The sequence below is a fragment of the Kitasatospora sp. NPDC048286 genome (assembly GCF_043201735.1).
Taxonomy (GTDB): Bacteria; Actinomycetota; Actinomycetes; order Streptomycetales; family Streptomycetaceae; genus Kitasatospora.
In genome coordinates, this window is sequence record NZ_JBICZE010000005.1 from 261,998 (window position 1) to 285,146 (window position 23,149).

The 23,149-nt window shown below is 74.6% G+C and carries 20 protein-coding genes and 1 tRNA gene; 6 read left to right on the plus strand and 15 right to left on the minus strand.

Annotation, left to right across the window (positions count from 1 at the left end; all coding sequences use genetic code 11):
• Positions 1-44 precede the first annotated feature (44 nt).
• The 12 genes from ACGF13_RS13730 to ACGF13_RS13785 form a co-directional block, all read right to left on the minus strand.
• Positions 45-2,540 (minus strand): ABC transporter permease, encoded by a 2,496-nt coding sequence (locus ACGF13_RS13730; protein WP_392873319.1) that lies wholly within the window; start codon positions 2,538-2,540, stop codon positions 45-47.
• 32 nt (positions 2,541-2,572) lie between these two features.
• Positions 2,573-3,334 (minus strand): ABC transporter ATP-binding protein, encoded by a 762-nt coding sequence (locus ACGF13_RS13735; RefSeq protein WP_392874239.1) that lies wholly within the window; start codon positions 3,332-3,334, stop codon positions 2,573-2,575.
• A gap of 164 nt (positions 3,335-3,498) precedes the next feature.
• Complete coding sequence (locus ACGF13_RS13740; RefSeq protein ID WP_392873322.1) at positions 3,499-4,722, minus strand: sensor histidine kinase; 1,224 nt, start codon at positions 4,720-4,722, stop codon at positions 3,499-3,501.
• Between the two features lie 17 nt (positions 4,723-4,739).
• Positions 4,740-5,387 (minus strand): two-component system response regulator CseB, encoded by a 648-nt coding sequence (cseB, locus tag ACGF13_RS13745; RefSeq protein ID WP_392874242.1) that lies wholly within the window; start codon positions 5,385-5,387, stop codon positions 4,740-4,742.
• A 264-nt stretch (positions 5,388-5,651) separates the two neighbouring features.
• Positions 5,652-6,293 carry a peptide deformylase gene (gene def, locus ACGF13_RS13750; protein WP_392873325.1) on the minus strand — a complete coding sequence of 214 codons (642 nt, stop codon included), beginning with the start codon at positions 6,291-6,293 and terminating at the stop codon, positions 5,652-5,654.
• Between the two features lie 43 nt (positions 6,294-6,336).
• On the minus strand, positions 6,337-7,329 hold the full coding sequence (locus ACGF13_RS13755; RefSeq protein WP_392873328.1) for a tetratricopeptide repeat protein: 993 nt from the start codon (positions 7,327-7,329) through the stop codon (positions 6,337-6,339).
• A 351-nt stretch (positions 7,330-7,680) separates the two neighbouring features.
• On the minus strand, positions 7,681-8,943 hold the full coding sequence (locus tag ACGF13_RS13760) for an HD-GYP domain-containing protein (protein ID WP_392873330.1): 1,263 nt from the start codon (positions 8,941-8,943) through the stop codon (positions 7,681-7,683).
• A gap of 146 nt (positions 8,944-9,089) precedes the next feature.
• Positions 9,090-10,505, minus strand: a complete 1,416-nt coding sequence (locus ACGF13_RS13765) for an HD-GYP domain-containing protein (RefSeq protein ID WP_392873333.1) — start codon at positions 10,503-10,505, stop codon at positions 9,090-9,092.
• Between the two features lie 412 nt (positions 10,506-10,917).
• Positions 10,918-11,325 carry a mycothiol system anti-sigma-R factor gene (rsrA, locus tag ACGF13_RS13770; protein ID WP_392873336.1) on the minus strand — a complete coding sequence of 136 codons (408 nt, stop codon included), beginning with the start codon at positions 11,323-11,325 and terminating at the stop codon, positions 10,918-10,920.
• Positions 11,322-12,227 (minus strand): sigma-70 family RNA polymerase sigma factor, encoded by a 906-nt coding sequence (locus ACGF13_RS13775; protein WP_392873339.1) that lies wholly within the window; start codon positions 12,225-12,227, stop codon positions 11,322-11,324. The genes rsrA and ACGF13_RS13775 overlap by 4 nt, the downstream gene beginning before the upstream one ends.
• Positions 12,228-12,380: 153 nt before the next feature.
• Entirely contained in the window at positions 12,381-13,019 is a 639-nt protein-coding gene (locus tag ACGF13_RS13780; RefSeq protein ID WP_392873342.1) for an alpha/beta family hydrolase, read from the minus strand.
• A gap of 20 nt (positions 13,020-13,039) precedes the next feature.
• The gene (locus ACGF13_RS13785) at positions 13,040-13,792 is read right to left on the minus strand and encodes an SOS response-associated peptidase (protein WP_392873345.1); all 753 of its coding nucleotides are present in this window, start codon (positions 13,790-13,792) and stop codon (positions 13,040-13,042) included.
• A 151-nt stretch (positions 13,793-13,943) separates the two neighbouring features.
• Here ACGF13_RS13785 and ACGF13_RS13790 point away from each other — a divergent pair, with 151 nt between their 5' ends.
• From ACGF13_RS13790 to hisN, 5 genes are all read left to right on the plus strand, one after another.
• Positions 13,944-14,669, plus strand: a complete 726-nt coding sequence (locus tag ACGF13_RS13790) for a M50 family metallopeptidase (RefSeq protein ID WP_392873348.1) — start codon at positions 13,944-13,946, stop codon at positions 14,667-14,669.
• 92 nt (positions 14,670-14,761) lie between these two features.
• Positions 14,762-16,093, plus strand: coding sequence for a 3-phosphoshikimate 1-carboxyvinyltransferase (gene aroA, locus ACGF13_RS13795; protein ID WP_392873350.1), 1,332 nt, complete (start codon positions 14,762-14,764; stop codon positions 16,091-16,093).
• A gap of 15 nt (positions 16,094-16,108) precedes the next feature.
• Positions 16,109-17,161, plus strand: a complete 1,053-nt coding sequence (rsgA, locus tag ACGF13_RS13800; protein ID WP_392873353.1) for a ribosome small subunit-dependent GTPase A — start codon at positions 16,109-16,111, stop codon at positions 17,159-17,161.
• Positions 17,162-17,289: 128 nt separating this feature from the next.
• Positions 17,290-17,613 carry a DMT family transporter gene (locus ACGF13_RS13805; protein WP_392873356.1) on the plus strand — a complete coding sequence of 108 codons (324 nt, stop codon included), beginning with the start codon at positions 17,290-17,292 and terminating at the stop codon, positions 17,611-17,613.
• A 41-nt stretch (positions 17,614-17,654) separates the two neighbouring features.
• Positions 17,655-18,452: a histidinol-phosphatase gene (gene hisN / locus ACGF13_RS13810; RefSeq protein ID WP_355259466.1), complete on the plus strand. Its 798-nt coding sequence runs from the start codon at positions 17,655-17,657 to the stop codon at positions 18,450-18,452.
• Positions 18,453-18,615: 163 nt separating this feature from the next.
• Here hisN and ACGF13_RS13815 read toward each other — a convergent pair whose 3' ends face one another.
• Positions 18,616-20,091, minus strand: coding sequence for a catalase (locus tag ACGF13_RS13815; RefSeq protein WP_392873359.1), 1,476 nt, complete (start codon positions 20,089-20,091; stop codon positions 18,616-18,618).
• A gap of 104 nt (positions 20,092-20,195) precedes the next feature.
• Here ACGF13_RS13815 and ACGF13_RS13820 point away from each other — a divergent pair, with 104 nt between their 5' ends.
• A complete protein-coding gene (locus ACGF13_RS13820; protein ID WP_392873362.1) occupies positions 20,196-20,609 on the plus strand; it encodes a Fur family transcriptional regulator in 414 nt (137 codons plus the stop codon).
• A 78-nt stretch (positions 20,610-20,687) separates the two neighbouring features.
• Here ACGF13_RS13820 and ACGF13_RS13825 read toward each other — a convergent pair whose 3' ends face one another.
• Positions 20,688-22,664 (minus strand): tetratricopeptide repeat protein, encoded by a 1,977-nt coding sequence (locus ACGF13_RS13825; RefSeq protein WP_392873364.1) that lies wholly within the window; start codon positions 22,662-22,664, stop codon positions 20,688-20,690.
• A gap of 368 nt (positions 22,665-23,032) precedes the next feature.
• Positions 23,033-23,106, minus strand: a tRNA-Met gene (locus tag ACGF13_RS13830).
• Positions 23,107-23,149 lie beyond the last annotated feature (43 nt).

Sequence of the window (23,149 nt, forward strand, 5' to 3'; positions counted from 1 at the left end):
CCCCCGCCCGGCGCACGAACGCCGGGCGGGGGCCGAGTCGTGTGTCACCCCTCCGCGACGGCCTCCAGCGGGCTCAGCGCCGCCGCCCGCCGCGCCGGCAGGGCGGCCGCCAGCGCGCCGATGACCAGCGAGCCCAGGCAGACCAGGGCCAGCGTCCCCCAGGGCAGGGCGAGCGCGTACCCGTCCATCGCGCCGCCCGCCAGGGCGCCGACCGCCCAGGCGCCGAACAGGCCGCCCGCCAACCCCAGCAGAGTGCCGAAGGCGGCGACCGTCACGGCTTCCAGGCGGATCATCCGACGGACGCCGCCACGATCCATACCGATGGCCCGCAGCATCCCGATCTCCCGCGTCCGCTCGGCGACCGACATGGCCAGGGTGTTCACAATCCCCAGCGCGGCGATCACCACACCGATGCCGAGCAGCCCGTACATCAGCGTCAGCAGGTCGCCCGTCGTCCCCGCCGCCTCGTGCACCAGCTGCGAGCGGTCCTGCACCTTCAGCAGCGGGTTGTTGCCGACCGCCGCGCGCAGCGCGTCCGTGGAGGTGCCGTCGGCCCGGACCAGGATCCGCTGGACGGAGCCGGGCCTGTAGCTGTCGCGCTGAACGTCCTCCCGGGCACCGACGGCGTCCCGTGCGGTGGGGCTGTCCCGGTAGACGCCCGCCACGGTGTACTTCGCGAACTCCTTGCTCCGGCCGACCCGGACGTCGACCTGCCCGCCCGTGCTCACCCCGCTCTCCCGGGCGACGCTGCCGGAGAGGGCGATCCGGCCGGGCCCGAGGTCCTCGGCCGAGCCGCTGACGAAGTCGAGCTTCATCACCTGACCGACGGCGCCGGCGTCGACGCCGGAGATCTCCCGGACCCGCCCCCCGACGACCGCCGTCAAGTCCGCGACCGCGCTCGCCTCCCGCACCCCGGGCACACCGGCCACCCGCCCGACGGCCGCCGGGTCGATGCCCGTCATGGTGTCGCCGGTGCTGATCACGTAGTCGGCGCCGAGCCCGTCCGCCGCCTGCCGGTCCAGGGCCTGCCCGGTCGAGTTGCCGATGGTGGCGAGCCCGCTGACCAACGCCGTGCTGATCAGCAGGGTGGCGGCGGTCGCCGCGGTACGGCGGGGGTCCCGCAGGGCGTTCTGCCGGGCCAGGACACCGGCGGTGCCGAACCGGCCGGTCAGCCGTCCCGTCAGCCGGATCACCGGGCCGGCGAGCGAAGGCGCCAGCACGATCAGCGCCACCACCAGCACCCCGCAGCCGAGCATCGCACTGCGCAGGTTCTCCTCGGAGGCGTCCTTCGCCGAGCCGGCGAGCGAGACCGACAACCCGACGCCCAGCAGCAACAGCACCGCTCCGACGACCACCCGCACCTTCGACCCGCCCGCCGGCCGCGCGGCCGCCCGCAGCGCCTCGACCGGCGCGATCCGCGCCGCCCGCCGCGACGGCAGCCAGGCCGCCGACACCGTCACCCCGACCCCGACGAAGAGCGCCGCCGCCACCGGCCGGGCCCCGATCACCAGCGGGCCCTCCGGCAGCCGGCTGCCGTCCCCGCTCAGCAGCCCGGGCATCACGGCCGCGATGCCGAGCCCGAGCGCGAACCCCACCGCCGACGCCACCAGCCCGACCAGCGCCGCCTCGGCCAGCAGCGAGCGCACCACCTGGCGCCGGGTCGCCCCCACCGCCCGCAGCAGCGCGATCTCCCGGCTGCGCCGCGACACCAGCATGGTGAAGGTGTTGACCACCAGGAACGACCCGACGAACAGCGAGACCCCGGCGAAGACCATCGGCATCTTCTGGTAGCCGCGGGTCAACGTGCCGACGTAGACGGCCTGTTGCTCCGCCTGCGCCCGCCCGGTGGTGGCCTCGGCCCGGTCGGCGGGAAGCATCCCCCCGATCCGCTCGGCCAGCTCGTACTCGTCGGTCCCCGGAGCGGCGACGAGGTCGATGCCGGTGTACTCCCCGGGCGCCGCGAACAGCCGCTGCGCGGTGGCCCGGTCGAACAGGGTGAGGGTGGCGCCGGCCGTGACCCGGGTGTCGGCGGTGCTCACGATCCCGACCAGGCGCGCCGTGAGCACCGGGCCGTCCGTGGCCAGCGTGACGGTGTCGCCCAGATGGAAGCGGCCCGCGTCCGCCGTACCCCGGTCGACGGCGATCTCCTCGGCACCGGCCGGGGCCCGGCCCTCCACCAGCGGGTGGCGCCCGGGTTCGTACGCGGCGGCGAGGTTCGCTCCCCGCTTCACCCGCAGCGGGGTGCCGTCCGCCGCGTTCAGGGTGGCGCTCCCGTCCGCCGTGGGCCGCACGGCCGCGACGCCGGGCACGTCCGCGAGCCGGCGGGCGAGGGCGTCGATCAGGACGCCGGGCTCCTTGCCCGTCACCGTGACGGAGACGTCGGCGAAGTTCCGTGACGCGGCGGCGCGTTGGGCGGCGGCGGTGGAGTCCGCGAAGACGAGGGTGCCGGAGGCGAACGCGACGCCGAGGCAGACCGCGAGCACGGTCATCAGCAGCCGGGCCTTGTGCGCGAGGACGTTGCGCAGGGCTGTGGTCAGCATGAGCAGCTTTCGGAGGTAGAGGGGGCGCGGGTTCAGCCGGCGAAGGCGGGGGTCTCGGGGTTCCCCCCGGAAAAACGCAGCATGACGTCCAGCACCCGGTCCGGCGTCGGGTGCGCCATCTCGTCGACCAGCCGCCCGTCGGCCAGGAACACCACCCGGTCCGCGTACCCGGCGGCCACCGGGTCGTGGGTGACCATGACCACCGTCTGCCCCAACTCCCGTACGGAGTCCCGCAGGAAGCCGAGCACCTCGGCGCCGGAGCGCGAGTCGAGGTTGCCGGTCGGCTCGTCGCCGAACACGATCGCGGGGCGGGCGACCAGCGCCCGGGCGACCGCGACGCGCTGCTGCTGCCCGCCGGACAGCTCGGCCGGGCGGTGCCCGAGGCGCTGGGAGAGGCCGACCATCGCCACCACCCGGTCCAGCCATGCCTTGTCGGGCCTGCGCCCCGCCAGCGACAGCGGGAGGGTGATGTTCTCCAGCGCGGTCAGCGTGGGCAGCAGGTTGAACGCCTGGAAGACGAACCCGACCCGGTCGCGCCGCAGTCGGGTGAGCCGCCGGTCGTTCAGGCCGCCCAGTTCCGTGGTCCCGATCCGCACGGAGCCCGAGGTGGGGGTGTCCAGCCCGGCCGCGCAGTGCAGCAGGGTGGACTTGCCGCAGCCCGACGGGCCCATGATCGCGGTGAACTCGCCCTCCCGGAAGGCGACGCTGACCCCGTCCAGGGCGGTGACCCGGGTGTCGCCGCCGCCGTAGACCTTGGTCAGGTCGGCGGTGGCGGCCGCGATTCCCGGCGTCACGTTCGGGTTCTGCGGGCCGAGGGGGGTGGCGATCACGTGGGGGGCTCCTGTCCGAAGTGCGAATCACTGCACTTCGGATGGTGTCCGAGCCACGTATCAGCGCCCCGGCCCGCCGTGTATCAGGGACCGCTCCGCTGTGCGGCAGTCCGGTAGCGGCCGGGCGCTCAGCCCGGCAGCCGCAGCGTGGCCACCGCCCCGCCGTCCCCCGCGTTGGCGAAGCTCAACTCCGCGCCCAGCACCCGCGCCTGCCCCACCGCGATGGTCAGCCCCAGCCCGTGCCCGGCGCCCCGCTCGGCGGCGCCGGTGTGGAACCGGCGCGGACCGTGCAGCAACAGCTCGGCGGGGAAGCCGGGGCCGTGGTCGCGCACGACGACCGTCCGGCCCTCGACGGTGACCAGCACCGGGGCCGCGCCGTGCCGATGGGCGTTGACCACCAGGTTCTGGACGATCCGCTCCAGCCGCCGAGGGTCGGTCTCCACCGGCTCCGCGCCCTTCACGGAGACCTCGGCCTCGAACCCGGTCCGCGCCACCGCCTCCCGCACGACCTCCCCCAGCGGCACCGGGACACGCGCCGGCTGCTCCGCCCCCGCGTCCAGCCGGGAGACCTCCAGCAGGTCCTCGACCAGTCCCCGCAGGTCCCGCACCCGGGCCCGGATCAGGTCCTCGGTCTCCCCGTCCGGCAGCAGGTCGACGGCGGCCAGCAGCCCGCCGACCGGCGTGCGCAGCTCGTGCGCCACGTCCGCGGTGAACTGCCGTTCGGTGCGCAGCCGTCGGCCGAGGCTGTCGGCCATCGCGTCCACCGTCGCCGCGATCTCGGCCACCTCGTCGCCGCCCCCGGTGGGGCCGGTCCGGGCGTCGAGGTCCCCGGCGGAGATCCGGCCCGCGGTCTCGGCGACCCGCCGCAGCCGGCGGGCGAGCAGCCCGGCCCCGTACCCGGCGAGCGGCAGCGCCACCGCGAGCGCGACCAGCGAGGCCACCGCCATCGCCACGTCCAGCCGGGGCAGGTCGGACAGCTCCGGCGCCATGTTGATTCGGACGGCCAGCACCGGGCTGCCCGGCCCGCCGGTGCGCTGGGCGGCCCAGTAGCTCGGGCCGACGTTCCCCTCGGCCCGCCCGTCGTAGGCGGTGTGCCGCCGGTCGTCGGCCGGGTGCCGCAGTTCCGCGGGCAGGTCGGGCGGGTCGAGCTCGGCCCCGTCCGCGAGTGCGCCCGTGCGCCGGTAGACGTCCATCGCCGAGTACACCGCGTTGAAGGCCCGCGCCTCGGCCCGGGCGCGGATGTCCTGCGCCGTCCACAGGTGCACCAGCAGCCCGACCGCCGCCGCGACCAGGCAGGCGGTGGCGGCGGCCAGCGCGGCGATCTTCCGGCGCAGCGACGCCGGGCGCTTCATCCGGGCACGCACCGCGCTCAGCGCCTGAGCTTGTAGCCGAAGCCACGGACCGTCTCGATCCGCTCCCGGCCGAGCTTGCGGCGCAGCCGCTGCACGCACAGGTCGACGACCCGACTGTCGCCGTCCCAGCCGTACTCCCAGACGTTGCGCAGCAGGGTGTGCCGCTCCAGCACCACCCCGGGGTGGGCGGCGAACTCCAGCAGCAGCTTGAGCTCGGTCGGGGTCAGCGCCACCGGCTTCCCGCCGACGGACACCTCCATCCCGGCGGTGTCGACGGCCAGGTCCCCGAAGACCAGCACCTCCCCGCCGGCGGCCTCCTCCGGCGGCGCGGCCGCCGCGTACGTCGCCCGCCGCAGCAGCGAGCGGATCCGCGCCACCAGCACATAGGTGTCCACCGGCTTGACCACGTAGTCGTCGGCCCCGGCCTCCAGGCCGGCGACCACGTCGAGGCCGTCGCCGCGCGCGGACATCATCAGCACGGGCACCAGGCTGCTCTCCCGGACCCTGCGGCACAGGCCGATCCCGTCCAGGCCGGGCAGCATCACGTCGAGGATCAGCAGGTCGAACGGCTCGTCCCGGAACAGCTCCAGGCCGGTGAGGCCGTCCGCCGCGGCCCGCAGCTCGTAGCCGTAGCGCTCCAGGGCGACGGTGAAGGAGCGGCGCATCAGCTCGTCGTCCTCGACCAGCAGCACACGGACGGGGCGCGGGGAGGACTCGGGCGAGGACACGGGCGGAGGGCTCCAGTTCACGGGACGGAACGGTCCGCTGCAGGGGGCGGCGACCAGGGGAACGATACGGCAGAAACCGGACGCGAAGGCCCCGCCGCCCACGTCGATGCCGGGCCGAGCGCCCCCTGATACCCGGCCGATACGAAACGCGGGGGCCGGCCCGGGATTCCCCCGTGCCGGCCCCCGACTCGCCTCCGGGCGTTACGCGTTCGGCACCGTCGCGTACTTCGGGGTGCCCTCGGCCATCTGCCGCAGGGCGTCCTTGCGGTCCCGCTTCGACAGCTTGTCGATGTAGAGGGTGCCGTAGAGGTGGTCGGTCTCGTGCTGCAGGCAGCGGGAGAAGAAGCCGGTGCCCTCGACGCGGATCTCCTTGCCGTCCTTGTCGACGCCGGTGACGGCGGCGTAGTCCGGGCGGGCCAGCTCGGCGTAGGCGGTCGGGACGGAGAGGCAGCCCTCGTTGCCGTCGTCCAGGACGCGGCGGCGGTCGGCCGGGTACTCCTCCAGCACCGGGTTGATCACGTGGCCGATGTGGCGCACGCCGTCGTCGTCCGGGCAGTCGTAGACGAAGACCTTGAGGTCGACGCCGATCTGGTTGGCGGCGAGGCCGACGCCCTCGGCGGCGTACATCGACTGGAACATGTCGTCGATCAGCGCGGACAGTTCGCCGTCGAAGACGGTGACGTCCTTGACCTCGCGGTGCAGGACCGGGTTGCCGACGACGGTGATCGGACGCGCGGTGCCCTTGCTGAGGTCGGGCTCCTCACCGATCACCTTCACGGGCGTCTCGGGCGCCGTCCCCTCCACGTCGTGCTCGTGCTCGTGCTGCTCGGCCTGCTCCGCCATGTCTTCCGCTTCCGTAGGTGTACGCGTTACCTCACCAGGGTACTCAGCACACCTCTTCGAGATCCCGGTAAGCCCGGCTTCCCGGGGCCGCCGCGACCCAGCGGTCCAGCAGGGTGCGCACCAGGTGCGCCGGGGCGGCGATCCCGCACTCGCGCTCGACCAGCCAGGACATCCCGGCCGCGCCGCCCTGGCTGAGGTGGCTGAGGTGGCCTGGGTGGGCGGCGTCGCCGTCGTCGTGGGGGTCGTGGTGGGCGGCGACGCCGTCGTCGGAGGCCATCCGGCTCTCCGAGCAGGCCCGGCACAGCAGCCGCACCGAGGACGTCCAGTCCTCGGCCGCGTAGCCGGCGTCGGCGACCAGCCGCTCCAGCGCGTCCCGGTCACCGGCGGTGGCGGCCTGGAGCAGCACCACGTACGTCGGCACCGGGGAGGGCGCCCACAGCTCGATCTCGTCGAACACCGGGTAGGCGACGCCGTCGGTGACCCGCTCGCCGTGCGGGGCGCCGTCGTGCAGCACCACCTCGCCCCAGCGGCGGCCGGAGGAGGGCAGCGGGATGGACAGCACCTCGATCCGGGCCGGGTCCAGCCGGCGGCCCCAGACCACCTCGGACTCGCCGTCCGGGGAGAGCCGCACCGGGGTGGTGCCGAGGTCCAGGCTGACCGGACCGTCCTGCTGCGCGCCGGGGCCGCCGGGCAGCTTCAGGCCGTACGCCTGCCAGGCGCGGCGGGCCAGCGGCCAGTCCTGGAGGGCGGTGGCGGTGATGCCGAGGTTCCACCAGTCCGGGGCGCCGTGTTCGCGGTCCAGCAGGGCGACGGCGCGCAGGCCGGCCGAGCGGGCCTGTTCCCAGTCCCGGCGGAACTTGTGCAGCAGGGCGAGGTTGAACCAGGAGTCGGAGAGCCACGGCTCCAGGTCGGCGGCCATCACCAGCAGCGCGCCGGCGTCCTCGTAGCGGCCGTCGCCGATCAGCGTGAAGGCCCGGTCGGTCGTCTGCCGCCAGGTGGCGGACGGCCGGTGCCGTGCCCGGTGGAAGATCCTCACGTTCGTCCCTGCCGTCGTCGTCCGCTCAAGTCCCGTGCCACCGTGCCCGTACCGCCTCCGACGTGTGCGGGGCCCGGTGCCCCGGGTCGGTGTTCCACGCTACGACCGCATCCAACCACGCCCGCCCCCGCCCGCGCTCCCCACCGCCGAGGTTGGGGCCCGCCCCTCCCCAGCCTGCCTGTCCGATCCCGCCCGCTCAACCCCTGACGGCCGCGGCCCGGTTCCCGGGGGCCGCGACGGCGGCGGCCGGGCCCGCTCGGCACGGGCCCGGCGCGCCCCTCGGCAGCCCCCGGCGCCCCCTGGACGCCCTGGCCGGGCGGGCCGGGCGGGCCCGGCGGCGGCCCCGGCCGTTCAGCGGCGGCCCCGACCGTTCAGCCTGGCCAGGGCGTCCACCACGCGGGCGTCGTAGACCCGGCCGCGGCCCAGTCGCAGCACCTCCAGCACCTCCAGCCGCCCGACCGCCTCGCCGATGCCCCGGCCGCGGGCCGCCGTGAGCAGGTCGTCGTGGGCGTTGGCGACCCGGATGATCCGGGACGCGAGCGGCACCTGGCCCTCGCCGGAGGCGGGTCCGGTCCAGGGGTCGGCCAGCCGGGCGACCTGCTCGGCGACCTGCCGGGGCACCCTGGTGCGGCTGATCACCTCGCTGCCGAGGCGCGCGATCCGCTGCTGCTCGGCGCCGGGCAGCAGCGCGGTGGCGCCGTCCGGCACCGGCTCGACCAGGGACAGCTGGCCGACGTCGTGCATCAGCGCGGCGTACTCCAGCAGAGCGAGCTCGTGGGTGCTCATGCCCAGCTCGCGGCCGAGCGCGCACGCCGTGTCCGCGACCCTGCGCGCGTGCCCGTGCGGGGTGTAGCCGGCCACTTCGGTGGCCCGGGCGAGGCTGGCGATGGTCTGCCCGGTGGTGGCCCGTACGGCGGCGGCCCGCCGGAAGGACACCTGGGCGAGCAGCAGCGGGGTGCAGAACAGCGGCAGCGCCCACAGCCCGACCTCGCCGGCCGCCAGGCTGACCAGCATCCCGGTCGCGACGATCGCCGAGCCGATGCCGAACAGCGAGCGCAGCTCGTCCTCCAGCGCGGCCGGGAACCGCGGCCCGCCGCCGGAGCGGCGCAGCAGCGCCGCCAGGGTGGCGTCGCAGAGCGCGGCCAGCCCGGCCACGGCGGTCAGGAATACCCCGTACGCCGGGCCCTCGGGCGAGAAGCGGTCGACCATGCCGCCGTTGTAGAGCGGCTGGAAGACGGCGGCCGCGAAGCCCACGGCGAGCAGCCGGCGGGCGGCGCCGTCGCGGCGGGCCGGGTCGGCCCAGGGCGGGCGGCGGTGCGGGTGACCGGCGCCGCCGACCAGCCAGCCCAGCAGCAGGCCGGCCCCGGTCACCGCGACCACCTGGAGCGTCCCGTGCGCGGTCGGCACTCCGCGCAGCGGCCCGAGCACGGCGTACGCCAGCGCGGCGGCCGCGCCGATCGGCGCCTGCTCCCGATCGCCCGGAAGGGTGATGCGGACGCACTCGCCGAGCGTGATCAGCGCGGTGAACGCCAGCGCGACCCCCGGCTCCGCGACCCCGCGCACCGCGACCGCGCCCAGCGCGAGCGCCAACAGCGCGGCGGCCGCGGCATGCACCCCGCGCGTGGTGCGCCCTCGGGGCGTGCACCCCAGGAGCACGCGCCCCAGCCTCCGGAGCCCGACCACCCCGGCCCCCGGCACCGCCCGCCCGGCGGTCGTCCGCCCGGCCGCGGTACGGCCCACGTCGCCGCGCCCGGCGGCCCTCACGGCTGCCCCACCGGGGGGAAGCTCCCGCCCTGGGGCGGTACCCGACCCGGCGGCACCCGGCCCGGCGCCGCCCGGACCGGCTCGGGCACCCCGAGCGGGATGTCCGGCACCGCCTGGATGGAGTCCTCGGAGTGCACCACCGGCTGCCAGTCGTGCCCGGCCAGCGCGTCGATCAGCGCCCGCACCATCACCGGGTCGAACTGGCTGCCCGAGCAGCGCTCCAGCTCGGCGACCGCCTCGCCGACCGGGCGTCCGCGCCGGTAGGAGCGGGTGGAGGTCATCGAGTCGAAGGCGTCGGCGACGGAGATGATCCGGGCGAACTCGGGGATCTGTTCGCCGGCCAGCCCACTCGGGTAGCCCCGACCGTCCATCCGCTCGTGGTGGTGCAGGATCCCGGCGTGCGCCTCGCCGAGGAAGTCGATCCCGCGCACCAGCTCGTACCCGTACACCGGGTGGATCTCCACCGCCCGGCGCTCCGCCTCGGTGAGGGGACCGTTTCTGCGCAGCAGCTCGGTGGCCACCCCGAGCTTGCCGACGTCGTGCAGGATGCCGGCGAAGCGCAGGGTGCGCAGCCGCTCGGCCTCCATGCCGAGCTGAGTGGCGATCAGCACCGAGGCCAGGCCGACCCGTTCGCTGTGGCCGCGGGTGTAGGAGTCCTTGATCTCCACGGCCTGCACCAGCGACTGCACGGTCGCCTGGTGCGCGTCGCGCTCGCGCTGGCCCTGCGCGAACACCCAGGCCGAGATGGACAGCGGCAGCAGGGCGAGCAGCGCCGCGAACGCGCCGTACGGGCCCTGCCAGAGCACCGCGACCATCAGCCCGCCGGCCGCGTGCACCAGCACCGGCAGCCCGTACACCGAGTGCGCCCCGCGCAGCAGCACCCACGGCCCGCGGCCCTCGCTGAGCATCAGCATGACACCCACCACCACCCCGTTGACCAGGCAGAACACCGCGACGGCGGCGAATCCGGGCAGCAGCGCGGCCGGGAAGCGGGAGCCGAGCAGCAGCTGCGGGCCGCGCAGCAGGTGGAAGGCGGCCGAGGAGGCGAAGGCGCACAGCGCGAGCTGGGAGCCGTTGAACAGCTGGCGCGGGCGGCAGCCGCGCCCGTTCGGTCCGCCGAGCACCGCGGCCGGGGCGGCGACCAGGGCGGCGGCGGCCGGCGGGAGCATCAGCACCCCGGCGAACAGCACCGGGAAGAAGGCGTTCACCCCGGGCCGGGCGGGCACCCGCTCGGGCAGCGCCGGCCGGCGCAGCAGCCGGCGCACCAGTACCAGGCAGGGCGTGGGCAGGCCCTGGGCCAGGGACTCCCAGCAGCCGTGCAGGAAGGCCAGCAGCGCGACCTTGGGCCAGTCCACCGGCGCGCCGAGCCAGTGCGGCACCCCGGGGGCGGCCGCGGCGGGCAGCAGCGGCACCAGGCAGCACAGCGCCGCCGCCGGGACGGCCGCCAGGTAGCGCGCCGCCCCCCGCGGCAGGGCCGATCCTCCACAGTCGGTAGCGATCTCGACCTCCCCGCCGTACGGACCCCGTGCTGCCTCGACCCGCCGGACGGACCGACGGTGAGTGACCGTCAGGAGAATAGGCGGCCACCCGGGCATGGGGACGCATGATGCCGCAACGGCACAGGCGGCGCACCGCCGACTCACCCGAACGAGTGAGGGTGCTCGCGGGCGGAAACGGAAGCGGCCCCGGGAGCTCACGCTCCCGGGGCCGCTGTACTCCTTGCCCGAACCACCGACCCCGCTCTCGGCGGCGGGCCGGCGGACTACCGCACCCGGTCGTCGACCGACCGGTCGACCACCGCGCGGACGTTCGGCCGACGGGCCGTCACTCCGCCTGGGCGCCGGCCTCGACCGGTGCGCCGGGGTGCGCCGGCTCCTGTCCGGCCGCTCCGCCCGGCCTGGGCGCCGGCCGCGCCGACTCGGCGTGCACCTCGACGGTGGTCTCCACCGCGACCACCACCTGCTCGCCCGAGCGCTGCCCGGCCCTGATCGAGTCGATCCTGGCCAGCACCTTGCTGCGCAGGTCCGTCGGCGTGTCGTCGCACCCGCAGGAACGCTTGATCAGCGCCTTGATCGCCTGCTCCAGCCCGTACTGCTTCAAGCAGGGCGAGCACTCCTCGAAGTGCACCCGCAACTTTACGCAGTCGCCCTCGGGCATCTCGTTGTCGAGGAATTCATAGAGGTGGTCGAGGACCTCGCCACACTCGGTTTCGTGCGGATCGCCGCAGCTCATGAGCCCGAGCCCTTCGCTTCCTGCCCTGCCCCGCTGCCGGCCGGGACGAGCCCGCGCTCACGGGCGTAATCCTCCAGCATGCCGCGCAGCTGACGACGGCCGCGGTGCAGCCGGGACATCACCGTACCGATGGGAGTACCCATGATGTCGGCGATCTCCTTGTACGCAAAGCCTTCTACGTCCGCGAGATAGACGGCGATCCGGAATTCCTCCGGGATGGCCTGGAGCGCGTCCTTCACATCGCTGTCGGGGAGGTGGTCGAGCGCCTGGGTCTCGGCCGAACGCAGACCGGTCGACATGTGCGACTCGGCCCGGGCCAGCTGCCAGTCCTCGATCTCCTCCGCCGCGGTGCGCTGGGGCTCCCGCTGCTTCTTGCGGTACGAGTTGATGAACGTGTTGGTGAGGATGCGGTACAGCCAGGCCTTGAGGTTCGTGCCCTCACGGAACTGGTGGAACGACGCGTACGCCTTGGCGAACGCCTCCTGGAGCAGATCCTCCGCGTCGGCCGGGTTGCGCGTCATGCGCAGCGCCGCCGAGTACATCGGATCCAGGTAGCCCAGGGCGTCGCGCTCGAAGCGCTCCCGCCGGGCCTCCTCGCTCTCCTCCGCCGACACCCGGTAGGTGTCCTCACCGATCGCCTCGGCCAGCTCCTCACCGGTGAGCGCCTCGCCCGCGGGCATGGCGTCGCCCGGGCCACGGCCCGGATCGGCCTCGTGCTCGGTCCCGACGACCGGACCCACCTCCTCGGCATGACGGGAACGGCCCACGGCGGGCCGCCCAGAAATGGAGGATATAGGGCTGACGGGCTTCTCGCCCGCGTCGAGCCACTCCGACCAGGAGGGGGCGAACGCCGCGGTGGCCTCGCGCTCCTCAGGCCGTTCCGGGCACGCGATCGAACCCATCTGCCCTGCCTCTCTCACCGGTGACTCGTGCTGACGGACACGACAACCACCCCGACCCCGCCCGCATTCCCGCCCCCCGGCACCATTCACTCGCACGAGTGATCGAACGGCAGCGGTCCGCGCACGGCCCCGCGGCCCCGCCACCGCCCGGCCTCACACCAGCCGCAGCACCCAGTCCCCCACCGACGAACAGATCAGGTCCAGCACCTCGTCCCGCCCCACCGGCGCCCGCTTGGGCACCTCGAACCCGTGGCTGCCGTACGGCACCGCCACCAGCTCGTGCCCCGCCGGCAGCTCCGGGAACTCCCCCGGCCCGCCGAACGGATCCGCCGCCCCCTGCACCACCAGCGTCGGCAGCCCCGACCCCAGCAACTCCTCGGCCCGGCTCTTCTCCGGCCTGCCCGGCGGGTGCAGCGGGAACGCCAGCGCCACCACCCCCACCGCCCCGCTCGCCGCCCCCGTCCGGCAGGCCACCCGCGCCCCGGCGCTGCGCCCGCCCACCACCAACGGCAGCCCCGCCCCCGCCAGCCGCTCGGCCACCGGCCGCCAGCCCAGGTCCAGCGTCCGCGGCGCCGGAGCGAGCCGCTTGCCCGCCACCCGCCAGGGCTGCTCGACCAGCGCCACGGTGACCCCCCGGGCCGGCAGCGCCCCGGCCAGCGCCACCAGGTCCCGGGCCTCGATCCCGCCGCCCGCGCCGTGGCCGAGCGCCAGCACCGCCACGGGCTTCGCGGCCCGGTGCCAGGTGATCCGGGCCTCCCCGGCGTCGGTGGGGACCGGTTCGGTGGTGCTCATCTCGGCGACTCCAGAAGTGGTCAGAACAGCGTGGTCTCGTACTCGGCCTCGGCCCACGGCTCCTTGAGCCCGGGCCCGTTGTTGCGGATGCTGCCGACCGCCGGCGACACCGGGGTGGCCAGCAGCGCCCCCGGCGGCGGGGGCGTCAGCAACCGGCGCAGCCCGTCCGGGTCGGTCAGCCGCGGGTCCAGCCACTCGTCCCAGTCCGCCCGGTCCAGGAACAGCGGCATCCGCTCGTGGATCGGCGCCAGCGCCTCCTCGGCGTCCGTGGTGACGATCGCGAACGTCACCAGCCACGCCTCCGGATGCCCCGGCGGCACCGCCCGGTTGCGCCAGAACTCGTACAACCCGGCCAGCGCCAGCGGGCTCCCGTCCACGCGGGAGACGAAGTACGGCTTCTTGCGGGCCTTCCCCCGCTCCCCCGGCACCGTCTGCCACTCGTAGTAGCCGTCCACCGGCAGGACGCACCGGCGCGCGGCGAAGGCCTGCCGGTACGAGGGCTTCTCGTGCACCGTGTCCGACCGCGCGTTGATCATCTTCACCGCCGTCTCGGCGGAGTTCGACCACTGCGGCACCAGCCCCCAACGCAGCACCCGCAACTGCCGCACCGGCCGCGGCTGCTCCCGGCCCAGCCGCTCCAACACCACGAAGGCGCTGTTCGTCGGCGCGACGTTCCAGTTCGGGTCCAGGGTCTCCTCGGGGTCCCACTGCTCGACACCGAACAGCTCGACGATGTCCTCGGGCTTGCCGCTCGCTGCGAACCGACCGCACATGCGGGCCAGCTTGCCATGCCGCCCGTCCTCAGGACTTCCTCATCCCCCGGCCAGAACCACCCGCCCCCTCCCACCCGTCCCCGCATGGGAGGCTGCCCCGAACGGCCCAACGCGACGGCCCAGTGCGGCGGACGGAGGCGGAGAGACACCGATGAACGCGAACGACCGGACCCTCGGCGACCTGTGGAACCAGGTGACCGGCACCCAGAGCGCCCCACCCGGCTGGCTCGTCCTGGCCACCGGCGCCGCCGCCCTGCTCACCGTCCTGGCCCGCCCGCTGTGGCACGTCGCCCGCAACGCCGTGACCATCGCCCACGAGGGCGGCCACGGCTTGGCCGCCGTCGCCACCCGCCGCAAACTGGCCGGCATCCGACTGCACTCGGACACCTCCGGACTCACCCTCTCCTACGGCCGCCCCACCGGCCCCGGCATGGTCCTCACCGCCGCCGCCGGCTACACCGCCCCCGCCCTGCTCGGCCTCGGCTGCGCCGCCCTGCTCGCCGCCGACCGGATCACCCTGCTGCTCTGGCTGGCGATCCTGCTGCTGCTCGCCCTGCTCCTGCGCATCCGCAACGCCTTCGGCTTCCTCAGCGTGCTCGTCGCCGGCGGCGCCTTCCTCCTGGTCTCCTGGTTCGGCAGCGCCGAGGTCCAGGCCGGCTTCGCCTACCTCGGCTGCTGGTTCCTGCTGTTCGGCGCCGTCCGCCCCGTCCTGGAGCTCCAGCACCAGCGCCGGATCGGCTGGGCCCGCGACTCCGACGCCGACCAGCTCGCCCGGCTCACCCACGTCCCCGCCCTCGCCTGGGTCACCGTCTTCCTGCTCGTCGCCCTCGCCTGCCTCGCCCTCGGCACCGCCTGGCTGCTCCAGCCCCTCCAGTAGGCGTCCCGCCGTCTCCAGCAGGCGTCCCGCCGTCCGACCGCCGCCAGGACTGTTCCGGCAGGGGTCCACACGACGAGCCCTAGACTTGCCCCATGACCGAGACCCTGTGGCCCGCCCCCGTCGCGACCAGCCCCGTCGACGCCACCGTCACCATCCCCGGCTCCAAGTCGGTCACCAACCGGGCCCTGGTGCTGGCGGCACTCGCCGACGGGCCGGGCTGGGTGCGCCGCCCGCTGCGCAGCCGCGACTCCCAGCTGATGGCCGACGGCCTGCGCGCCCTCGGGGTCACCATCGAGGAGAAGGTCAACAACGACTCCGGCGGCACCGGCGGCGGCGAGGCCTGGCGGGTCATCCCCGCCCCCGCCCTGCTCGGCCCCGCCTCGGTCGACGTCGGCAACGCCGGCACGGTCATGCGCTTCCTGCCCCCGCTCGCCGTCCTCGCCGACGGCCCGGTGCACTTCGACGGCGACCCGCGCTGCTACGAGCGCCCCCAGCACGGCGTGATCGACGCCCTGCGCGCGCTCGGCGCCCGGATCGACGACGGCGGCCGCGGCGCCTTCCCGCTCACCGTGCACGGCACCGGCTCGCTGGACGGCGGCCCGGTCGAGCTGGACGCCTCCTCCTCGTCCCAGTTCGTCTCCGCCCTGCTGCTCTCCGGCGCCCGCTACAACCACGGCATCGAGGTCCGCCACGTCGGCGGCCCGGTCCCGTCGCTGCCGCACATCCGGATGACCGTGGAGATGCTGCGGCTGGCCGGCGCCCAGGTCGACGCCCCCGAGGACGGCGGCGAGAAGGACGTCTGGCGGGTCACCCCCGGTGCCCTGATCGGCCGCGACCTGGTGGTCGAGCCGGACCTCTCCAACGCCGCGCCGTTCTTCGCCGCCGCCCTGGTCACCGGCGGCCGGGTCACCGTGCGGGACTGGCCCAGGCACACCACCCAGCCCGGCGACCAGCTGCGCGAGATCTACACCCGGATGGGCGGCGCCTGCGAGTTCACCGACGAGGGCCTCCAGTTCACCGGCACCGGCCGGATCCACGGCATCGAGGCCGACCTGCACGACGTCGGCGAGCTCACCCCGGTGATCGCCGCCGTCGCCGCGCTCGCCGACTCCGAGTCGCACCTGTACGGCATCGCCCACCTGCGCCTGCACGAGACCGACCGGCTCGCCGCGCTCGCCAAGGAGATCAACGACCTGGGCGGCGACGTCACCGAGACCGAGGACGGCCTGCGGATCCGCCCCCGCCCGCTGCGGGGCGGCATCTTCCACACCTACGAGGACCACCGCCTCGCCACCGCCGCCGCCGTGCTCGGCCTCGCCGTGCCCGGCGTGGAGGTCGAGAACGTCGCCACCACCGCCAAGACCCTCCCCGACTTCCCGGCGATGTGGGCCGAGTTGCTCGGCGAAGCGGCGGCGGGCGCCTGAGCGGAGACTGAGCACATGCGCCGCTACGGCAAGGACGCCGACGAGGACGACATCCGCAACCGCCCCGCCCGCCGGGGATCCCGGCCGCGGACCAGGATCCGGCCCAAACACGAGGACGCCGCCGGGGCGATGGTGCTGACCGTCGACCGCGGTCGGATCACCTGCCTGGTCGACCCGGGGACGAAGCAGGAGCGCCAGGTCGTCGCCATGAAGGCCCGCGAGCTGGGCCGCAAGGGCGTCGTCGTGGGCGACGTGGTCAACCTGGTCGGCGACCTCTCCGGGGACGCCGACACCCTCGCCCGGATCGTCCGGGTCGAGGAGCGCAGCTCGGTGCTGCGCCGCACCGCGGACGACGACGACCCGTACGAGCGGATCGTGGTCGCCAACGCCGATCAGCTGGCCATCGTCACCGCGCTGGCCGACCCGGAGCCGCGCCCGCGGCTGATCGACCGCTGCCTGGTGGCGGCCTACGACGCGGGCATGGAGCCGCTGCTGGTGCTCACCAAGTCCGACCTCGCCCCGGCCGCGACGATGCTGGACTCCTACGCCCCGCTCGGCATCAAGTACGTGGTCACCCGCCGCGACGAGCTGGAGACCACCGGCGCCGAGGCCGTCCGCGAGCACCTGCGCGGGCTGTCCACGGTGTTCATCGGCCACTCCGGCGTCGGCAAGACCACCCTGGTCAACGCGCTCGTCCCGGACCGCCAGCGGCAGACCGGGCACGTCAACGCGGTCACCGGCCGCGGCCGGCACACCACCGTCTCCGCCCTGGCGCTGCGGCTGCCCCCGCCGGCCGGCGCCAAGCCGGGTTCGAAGAAGGCCCTGAACCCCGGCTGGGTGATCGACACCCCCGGCTTCCGCTCCTTCGGTCTCTCGCACATCGACCCGTCCCGGGTCATCCACGCCTTCCCCGACCTGGAGCCCGGCACCGTCGACTGCCCTCGCGCGTGCAGCCACGACGAGCCGGACTGCGCGCTGGACGCCTGGGTCGCGGACGGCCACGCGGAGGCCGCCCGGCTCTACTCGCTGCGCCGGCTGCTGGCCAGCAAGGAGGGCGAGGCCGACTGAGTCGGGCCCTGCTCCGCTCTTCCCCGGGGTTGGTGGCCCGTTCGAGGTGTCGGAGCGGCCCCTCCTGGCGATCATAGGAAAGTCGGGCCATCCGCGGTCCGACCGTCGATCGACAGGGAGGGCACCCGATGGCATGGGCCCTGGTGGTCCTGGCCGGCCTGCTGGAGACCGGCTTCGCGGTCAACCTCAAGCTCAGCGAGGGCTTCACCAAGCTCTGGCCCACCATCAGCTTCTGCGTGTTCGCCCTCGGCAGCTTCGGCCTGCTCACCCTCTCGCTGAAGACCCTGCCGGTGGGCCCCGCCTACGCGGTGTGGACGGGCATCGGCGCGGCCGGCACCGCGATCTACGGCATGCTCTTCCTCGGCGAGAGCACCTCGGTGCTCAAGCTGGTCTCGATCTCGCTGGTGATCGCCGGCGTCATCGGTCTCCAGCTCAGCGGCACGGCGCGCTGAGACCGAGCACCGCGGCGCACCGACCGGCTAGGGTTTCCGGCATGGCCGACTACCACGACGATCTCCGACTCGCCCATGTCCTCGCCGACTCGGCCGACTCGGTCACCCTGGAGCGCTTCCGCGCCCTCGACCTGAAGATCGAGACCAAGCCGGACCTCACCCCGGTGAGCGACGCCGACAAGGCCGCCGAGGAACTCGTGCGCAGCGTGCTCCAGCGTGCCCGGCCGCGCGACGCCGTCCTCGGCGAGGAGTTCGGCCTGCAGGGCTCGGGACCGCGCCGCTGGGTGATCGACCCGATCGACGGCACCAAGAACTACATCCGCGGCGTCCCGGTCTGGGCCACCCTGATCGCCCTGCTGGAGGACGGCCCGGACGGCGTCGAGCGCCCGGTGGTCGGCATCGTCTCGGCCCCGGCGCTGCAGCGCCGCTGGTGGGCGGCCAAGGGCCTGGGCGCGTTCGGCGGCCGCAGCCTGGCCAAGGCCTCCCGGCTGCACGTCTCCGGCGTCTCCCGGATCGAGGACGCGTCCTTCTCGTACTCCTCGCTCACCGGCTGGGAGGAGCGCGGCCGCCTGGACCCGTTCCTGGACCTCACCCGTGCCTGCTGGCGCACCCGCGCGTACGGCGACTTCTGGTCGTACATGATGGTCGCCGAGGGCGCCGTGGACATCGCCGCCGAGCCCGAGCTGTCGCTGTGGGACATGGCGGCCAACTGCATCATCGTCGAGGAGGCCGGCGGCCGTTTCACGGGCCTGGACGGCGTCCCGGGCCCCGGCGGCGCCGACGCGGTCGCCTCCAACGGCCTGCTGCACGAGGAGGCCCTGCGCCGGCTGAGCGTCTGAGCGGCCGGGGCTTCGGAGGCCTGAGCACCTGAGCATCCGAGCGCCTGAGCGCCTGAGCGCCCGAGCGCCTGAGCGCCTGAGCGCCTGAGCGCCTGAGCGACGGTCGCGGCCCCCTGACCGGTGGGAGCCGGTCAGGGGGCCGCCGTCGTGCCAGGCCCGGCGCCTACTGCTTGCGCAGCTCCCGGACCGCCGCGTCCAGCCGCTGCCCGAAGTCGGCGTCGGCCTTGCGGAAGTTGTCGACCGCGCGCTCCACGATGTCCTCGCGGTCGGCGGAGACCTTGGCGATGAAGCCCGACAGGTTGCCGATCAGGCGCTGCTTCTCCTCCTCGGAGAGCAGTCGGTACAGGTCGCCGGCCTGCACGAAGTCGTTGTCCTCGGCGTGCGAGGGCGCGGCGTGGGTGCCGGTGGAACCGTCGACGGCGGTCGCGGCCCACAGCGGGCGGCCGGTCTCCACCGGGCCGCCGAAGCTGTTCGGCTCGTAGTTCTTCTGCCGGCCGTGGCGGCCGTCGTACAGGTGGCCGTCCCGGCTGTTGGTGCGGGCCTCGGTGGCGTGCGGGCGGTTCACCGGCAGGTGGTCGGCGTTGATGCCGACCCGGTAGCGGTGGGCGTCGGCGTACGCGAACAGGCGGCCCTGGAGCATCTTGTCCGGGGACGGGCCGATGCCGGGCACGAAGTGCGCCGGGGAGAAGATCGACTGCTCGACCTCGGCGAAGATGTTGTCGGGGTTGCGGTTGAGCTCCAGCTTGCCGATCTCGATCGGCGGGTAGTCGGCGTGCGGCCAGACCTTGGTGAGGTCGAAGGGGTTGAAGCGGTAGTTCGCCGCGTCGGCCGCCGGCATGAGCTGGACCTGCACCGTCCAGCTGGGGAACTCGCCGCGCTCGATCGACTCGCGCAGGTCGCGCTGGTGGCTGTCCGGGTCCTGGCCGGCGAGGGTGTTGGCCTCGTCCTGGGTGAGGCTGCGGATGCCCTGGTCGGTCTTGAAGTGGTACTTGACCCAGAAGTGCTCGCCGGCCTCGTTCTGCCACTGGTAGGTGTGCGAGCCGTAGCCGTTCATGTGCCGGTACGAGGCGGGGATGCCGCGGTCGCCGAAGAGCCAGGTCACCTGGTGAGTGGCCTCGGGCGACAGGCCCCAGAAGTCCCAGACGTTGTCCGCCTCCTGGGAGCCGGTGTACGGGTCCCGCTTCTGGGTGTGGATGAAGTCGGGGAACTTCAGGGCGTCCTTGATGAAGAAGACCGGGGTGTTGTTGCCGACGAGGTCGTAGTTGCCGTCCTCGGTGTAGAACTTCACCGCGAAGCCGCGCGGGTCGCGCACCGCGTCGGCCGCGCCGAGGTTGCCGGCCACGGTGGAGAAGCGCAGGAAGACCTCGGTCTGCTTGCCGACCTCGGACAGGAAGGCCGCCCGGGTCCAGGGCGTCACGTCGGCGGTCACGGTGAAGGTGCCGTACGCGCCGGCGCCGCGGGCGTGCACCACGCGCTCCGGGATCCGCTCGCGGTTGAAGTGCGCGAGCTTCTCGAACAGCTGCTGGTCCTGGATGAGCGCCGGGCCGCCGATGCCGGCCGTCTCGGTGTTCTGGTTGTCGGCGACGGGGGCACCCGCCTCCGTGGTCAGGGTCGGGCGCAGCTCGTCCTGGGTCGTCATGGGTGTGCCTCCGCGATGTCCGGTCGTGATGACACGATCCTAACTTGGACTTTGTCCAAGTCAACACTGGAACCAATCTCAGAGCTTGACCTACTCTGGATGGCATGAGCGACCTGCTGGAGAGACTGCGCGGAAGAGGCTGGCGGCTGACCTCGCAACGCCGGGTCGTGGCCGAGGTCCTGGACGGCGAGCACGTCCACCTCACCGCGGACGAGGTGCACACCCGCGCGACGGCCCGGTTGCCGGAGATCAGCCGCGCCACCGTCTACAACACGCTCGGCGAACTCGTCGCCCTCGGCGAGGTCATGGAGGTCGCCACCGACGGCCGCGCCAAGCGCTACGACCCCAACACGCACCGCGCCCACCAGCACCTGGTCTGCTCGGGCTGCGGCGCGATCCGCGACGTCCACCCCCAGGGCGACCCGCTCGCCGCGCTCCCCGCCACCGAGCGCTTCGGCTTCGCCGTCACCGGCGCCGAGGTCACCTACCGCGGCCTGTGCCCCGACTGCCGGCCCTGACCGAACCGCCGGATCCGACCCAACCGCCGGATCCGACCGAACTCCCGCCACCCGCCCGGGACTTGGCAGGGCCCGCCGCTACGCGCTCAACTCCGCGTCGAGCGCGCCCAGCAGCCGCCCGGCCCGCTCGGCCACCTCGGCCGGCCCGGAGTCGATCGCCCGCCGGCACCAGTTCTCCGCCTGCACCGGCTCCCCGCGCCGCAGCGCCAGCAGCGCCAGACGCAGCGCCGCCCGACCGTGCCCGGCGTCCGCGGCCCGGGTGTACCAGAGCATCGCCTCCGCCTCGCTGTCCTGCCGGGCCAGCAGCAGCCCCAGATTGAACGCGGCACTGCGGCTGCCCGCCTCGGCGGCCCGCCGGTACCAGCTCTCGGCGATCTCCAGCGCCCCGCGCTCGGCCGCCCGCACCCCCATCCGCACCTGCGACCGGCGGTGCCCGGCGTCGGCCGCCAGCGCGTACCAGTGCTCGGCCTCGGCGTCCGCGTCCCCGCGCCGGTCCAGCAGCGAGGCCAGCCGGAACGCGCCCTCGGCCGAACCGCCCGCCGCCGCCTGCCGGTAGCGCTCCAGCGCCCCGGCCAGGTTGCCGCGCTGCTCCTGGACGACCGCGAGCTGCAGCGCCGCCTCGCCGTGCCCCTCGGCCGCGGCCCGCGCGTACCACTCGTGGGCCTGCTGCTGCTCGCCGCGCCCGGCGTGCAGCACCCCGAGGTTGAACGCGCCGTCCACGCTGCCGGCCTCGGCCGCCTTGGAGAACCAGGGCTGGGCGCCGGACTCGTCGCCGCGCTGCAGCAGCACCACGGCCAGCGCGTTGCAGGCCTCCCGGTGCCCGGCGTACGCGGCCCGGCGGTACCACTGCTCGGCCTGCTGCTCACGGCCGGTGCCGGCGCAGAGCAGGCCGAGGTTGAAGGCGCCGTTCTGGTCGCCGGCGTCCAGCGCGGCGCGGTACCAGCGCTCGGCCTCGGCGGCCTCGCCGCGGCTCGCGTGCAGCGCGCCCAGCGCGTTGGCGGCGTTGCCGTCCCCGGCCTCGGCGGCCTCCTGCCACCACTCGGCGGCGGCCGCCAGGTCCCCGGAGTCGCGCAGCAGGAAGCCCAGCGCGCACGCCGCGCGCGACTCCCCGTTCTGCGCGGCCTGCCGGTACCAGCGGGCCGCCTCGTCCAGCAGCGACCGGTCGGTGCGGGCGCGTTCCTCCAGCAGCACGCCCAGGCGCAGCGCGGCGCGGGCGTGGCTGCGGGCGGCGGCGGTGCGGTACCAGGTCTCGGCGGTCTCCTTGTCCCCGGCGGCCTCGCGCATCCGGGCCAGCCGGTAGGAGGCCTCCCGGTGCCCGGCGTCGGCGGAGACCTTGAACCAGCGCTCGGCGCGCACGTCCCGCCGGTGCTCCATCAGGTCGCCCAGCGCGTACGCGCCCAGCGGGTGGCCGTGGTCGGCGGCGAAGTGCAGCCAGTACTCGGCGGCCTCCTCCTCGCCCTGGTCGCGCAGTTGCAGCCCGAGCGCGTGCGCGGCCGGCGCGCTGCCGGCCACGGCGGCGTGGCGCCACCACTGGCCGGCCTCGGCCCGGTGGCCCTGCTGGTGCAGCAGCACGCCGAGGTTGTTGGCGGCGGCGCGCACTCCGGCGGCCGCGGCGGCCCGCAGGTACGGCTCGGCGTCCTCCAGCTCCCCGCGGCGCAGCAGCAGGGTGCCGAGCCGGCAGGCGGCGTCCGGGTCGCCGCCGTCGGCGGCCTGCCGGTGGCGGGCCTCCAGGGCGGCGGACTCGCGGGCGGCCAGGGCGGTCTCGAAGCTGGTCGAGTCGAGGCCCGCCGGGTCGAGCGCGGCGCCGGCGGCCGACTTCCCGCCGGAGTCCTCCCCGTACGCGCCGACGGCGGCGGCGAACTGACGGGTCGACACGTGGACCAGGCTGTCCGGCCCGTAGCCCGGGGTCGGGGGGCGCTCGGACAGTCCGCTGGTGCGCTGGGCGGGCAGGGCTCCGGGGTGGTTGGCGGTGGCCTCGGCGCTCTCCGCCCAGGCGTCGGTGTCCGCCTCGGCGGCCGCCGAGGACCTGGCGCCTGACTTGCCGATCAGCCTCATGCCGACTCCCGCTCCCCCAGAGTGTCGCGGCATCGTGCCCCGGCGCGCGGCCGGGGGGACTCCCAGGAGAGGCGCCGGACCCGACGGCCGGTCAGCGGCCGTGCACCGTCCCCCATGTGTCCCATCGTCGCATCACCCAGTACCCGCGTACACCTGCCCCGGCCGAATTCCGGCGGGGCCGACCCGAAGCCGACGGAATTGCTTCGGCGCTTTGTCGATTTCCCGACACTTCAACCCCACAAACCCCGCTGCCGTCGTCCTTGGCGACGGTCGATAGTACCGGAGCGGTTCCCGCCGCTTCCGGGGCGAGAACGGCACGGAAAACACCAGAGGCCCGGAGGAAGGATCCTCCGGGCCTCTGGCCTTTGTAGCGGGGACAGGATTTGAACCTGCGACCTCTGGGTTATGAGCCCAGCGAGCTACCGAGCTGCTCCACCCCGCGTCGGTGATTGAACCTTAGCACGGATGCGGGGTGGAACGGAAAA

Bases quoted from the DNA above. Each gene is read 5' to 3' on its own strand.
- ACGF13_RS13730 (WP_392873319.1), bottom strand. From the start codon at position 2,540: ATGCTGACCACAGCCCTGCGCAACGTCCTCGCGCACAAGGCCCGGCTG.
- ACGF13_RS13740 (WP_392873322.1), bottom strand. From the start codon at position 4,722: ATGAAGCGCCCGGCGTCGCTGCGCCGGAAGATCGCCGCGCTGGCCGCC.
- cseB (WP_392874242.1), bottom strand. From the start codon at position 5,387: ATGCGCCGCTCCTTCACCGTCGCCCTGGAGCGCTACGGCTACGAGCTG.
- def (WP_392873325.1), bottom strand. From the start codon at position 6,293: ATGGCGGAGCAGGCCGAGCAGCACGAGCACGAGCACGACGTGGAGGGG.
- rsrA (WP_392873336.1), bottom strand. From the start codon at position 11,325: ATGAGCTGCGGCGATCCGCACGAAACCGAGTGTGGCGAGGTCCTCGAC.
- ACGF13_RS13775 (WP_392873339.1), bottom strand. From the start codon at position 12,227: ATGGGTTCGATCGCGTGCCCGGAACGGCCTGAGGAGCGCGAGGCCACC.
- ACGF13_RS13780 (WP_392873342.1), bottom strand. From the start codon at position 13,019: ATGAGCACCACCGAACCGGTCCCCACCGACGCCGGGGAGGCCCGGATC.
- ACGF13_RS13785 (WP_392873345.1), bottom strand. From the start codon at position 13,792: ATGTGCGGTCGGTTCGCAGCGAGCGGCAAGCCCGAGGACATCGTCGAG.
- ACGF13_RS13790 (WP_392873348.1), top strand. From the start codon at position 13,944: ATGAACGCGAACGACCGGACCCTCGGCGACCTGTGGAACCAGGTGACC.
- aroA (WP_392873350.1), top strand. From the start codon at position 14,762: ATGACCGAGACCCTGTGGCCCGCCCCCGTCGCGACCAGCCCCGTCGAC.
- rsgA (WP_392873353.1), top strand. From the start codon at position 16,109: ATGCGCCGCTACGGCAAGGACGCCGACGAGGACGACATCCGCAACCGC.
- ACGF13_RS13805 (WP_392873356.1), top strand. From the start codon at position 17,290: ATGGCATGGGCCCTGGTGGTCCTGGCCGGCCTGCTGGAGACCGGCTTC.
- hisN (WP_355259466.1), top strand. From the start codon at position 17,655: ATGGCCGACTACCACGACGATCTCCGACTCGCCCATGTCCTCGCCGAC.
- ACGF13_RS13815 (WP_392873359.1), bottom strand. From the start codon at position 20,091: ATGACGACCCAGGACGAGCTGCGCCCGACCCTGACCACGGAGGCGGGT.
- ACGF13_RS13820 (WP_392873362.1), top strand. From the start codon at position 20,196: ATGAGCGACCTGCTGGAGAGACTGCGCGGAAGAGGCTGGCGGCTGACC.
- ACGF13_RS13825 (WP_392873364.1), bottom strand. From the start codon at position 22,664: ATGAGGCTGATCGGCAAGTCAGGCGCCAGGTCCTCGGCGGCCGCCGAG.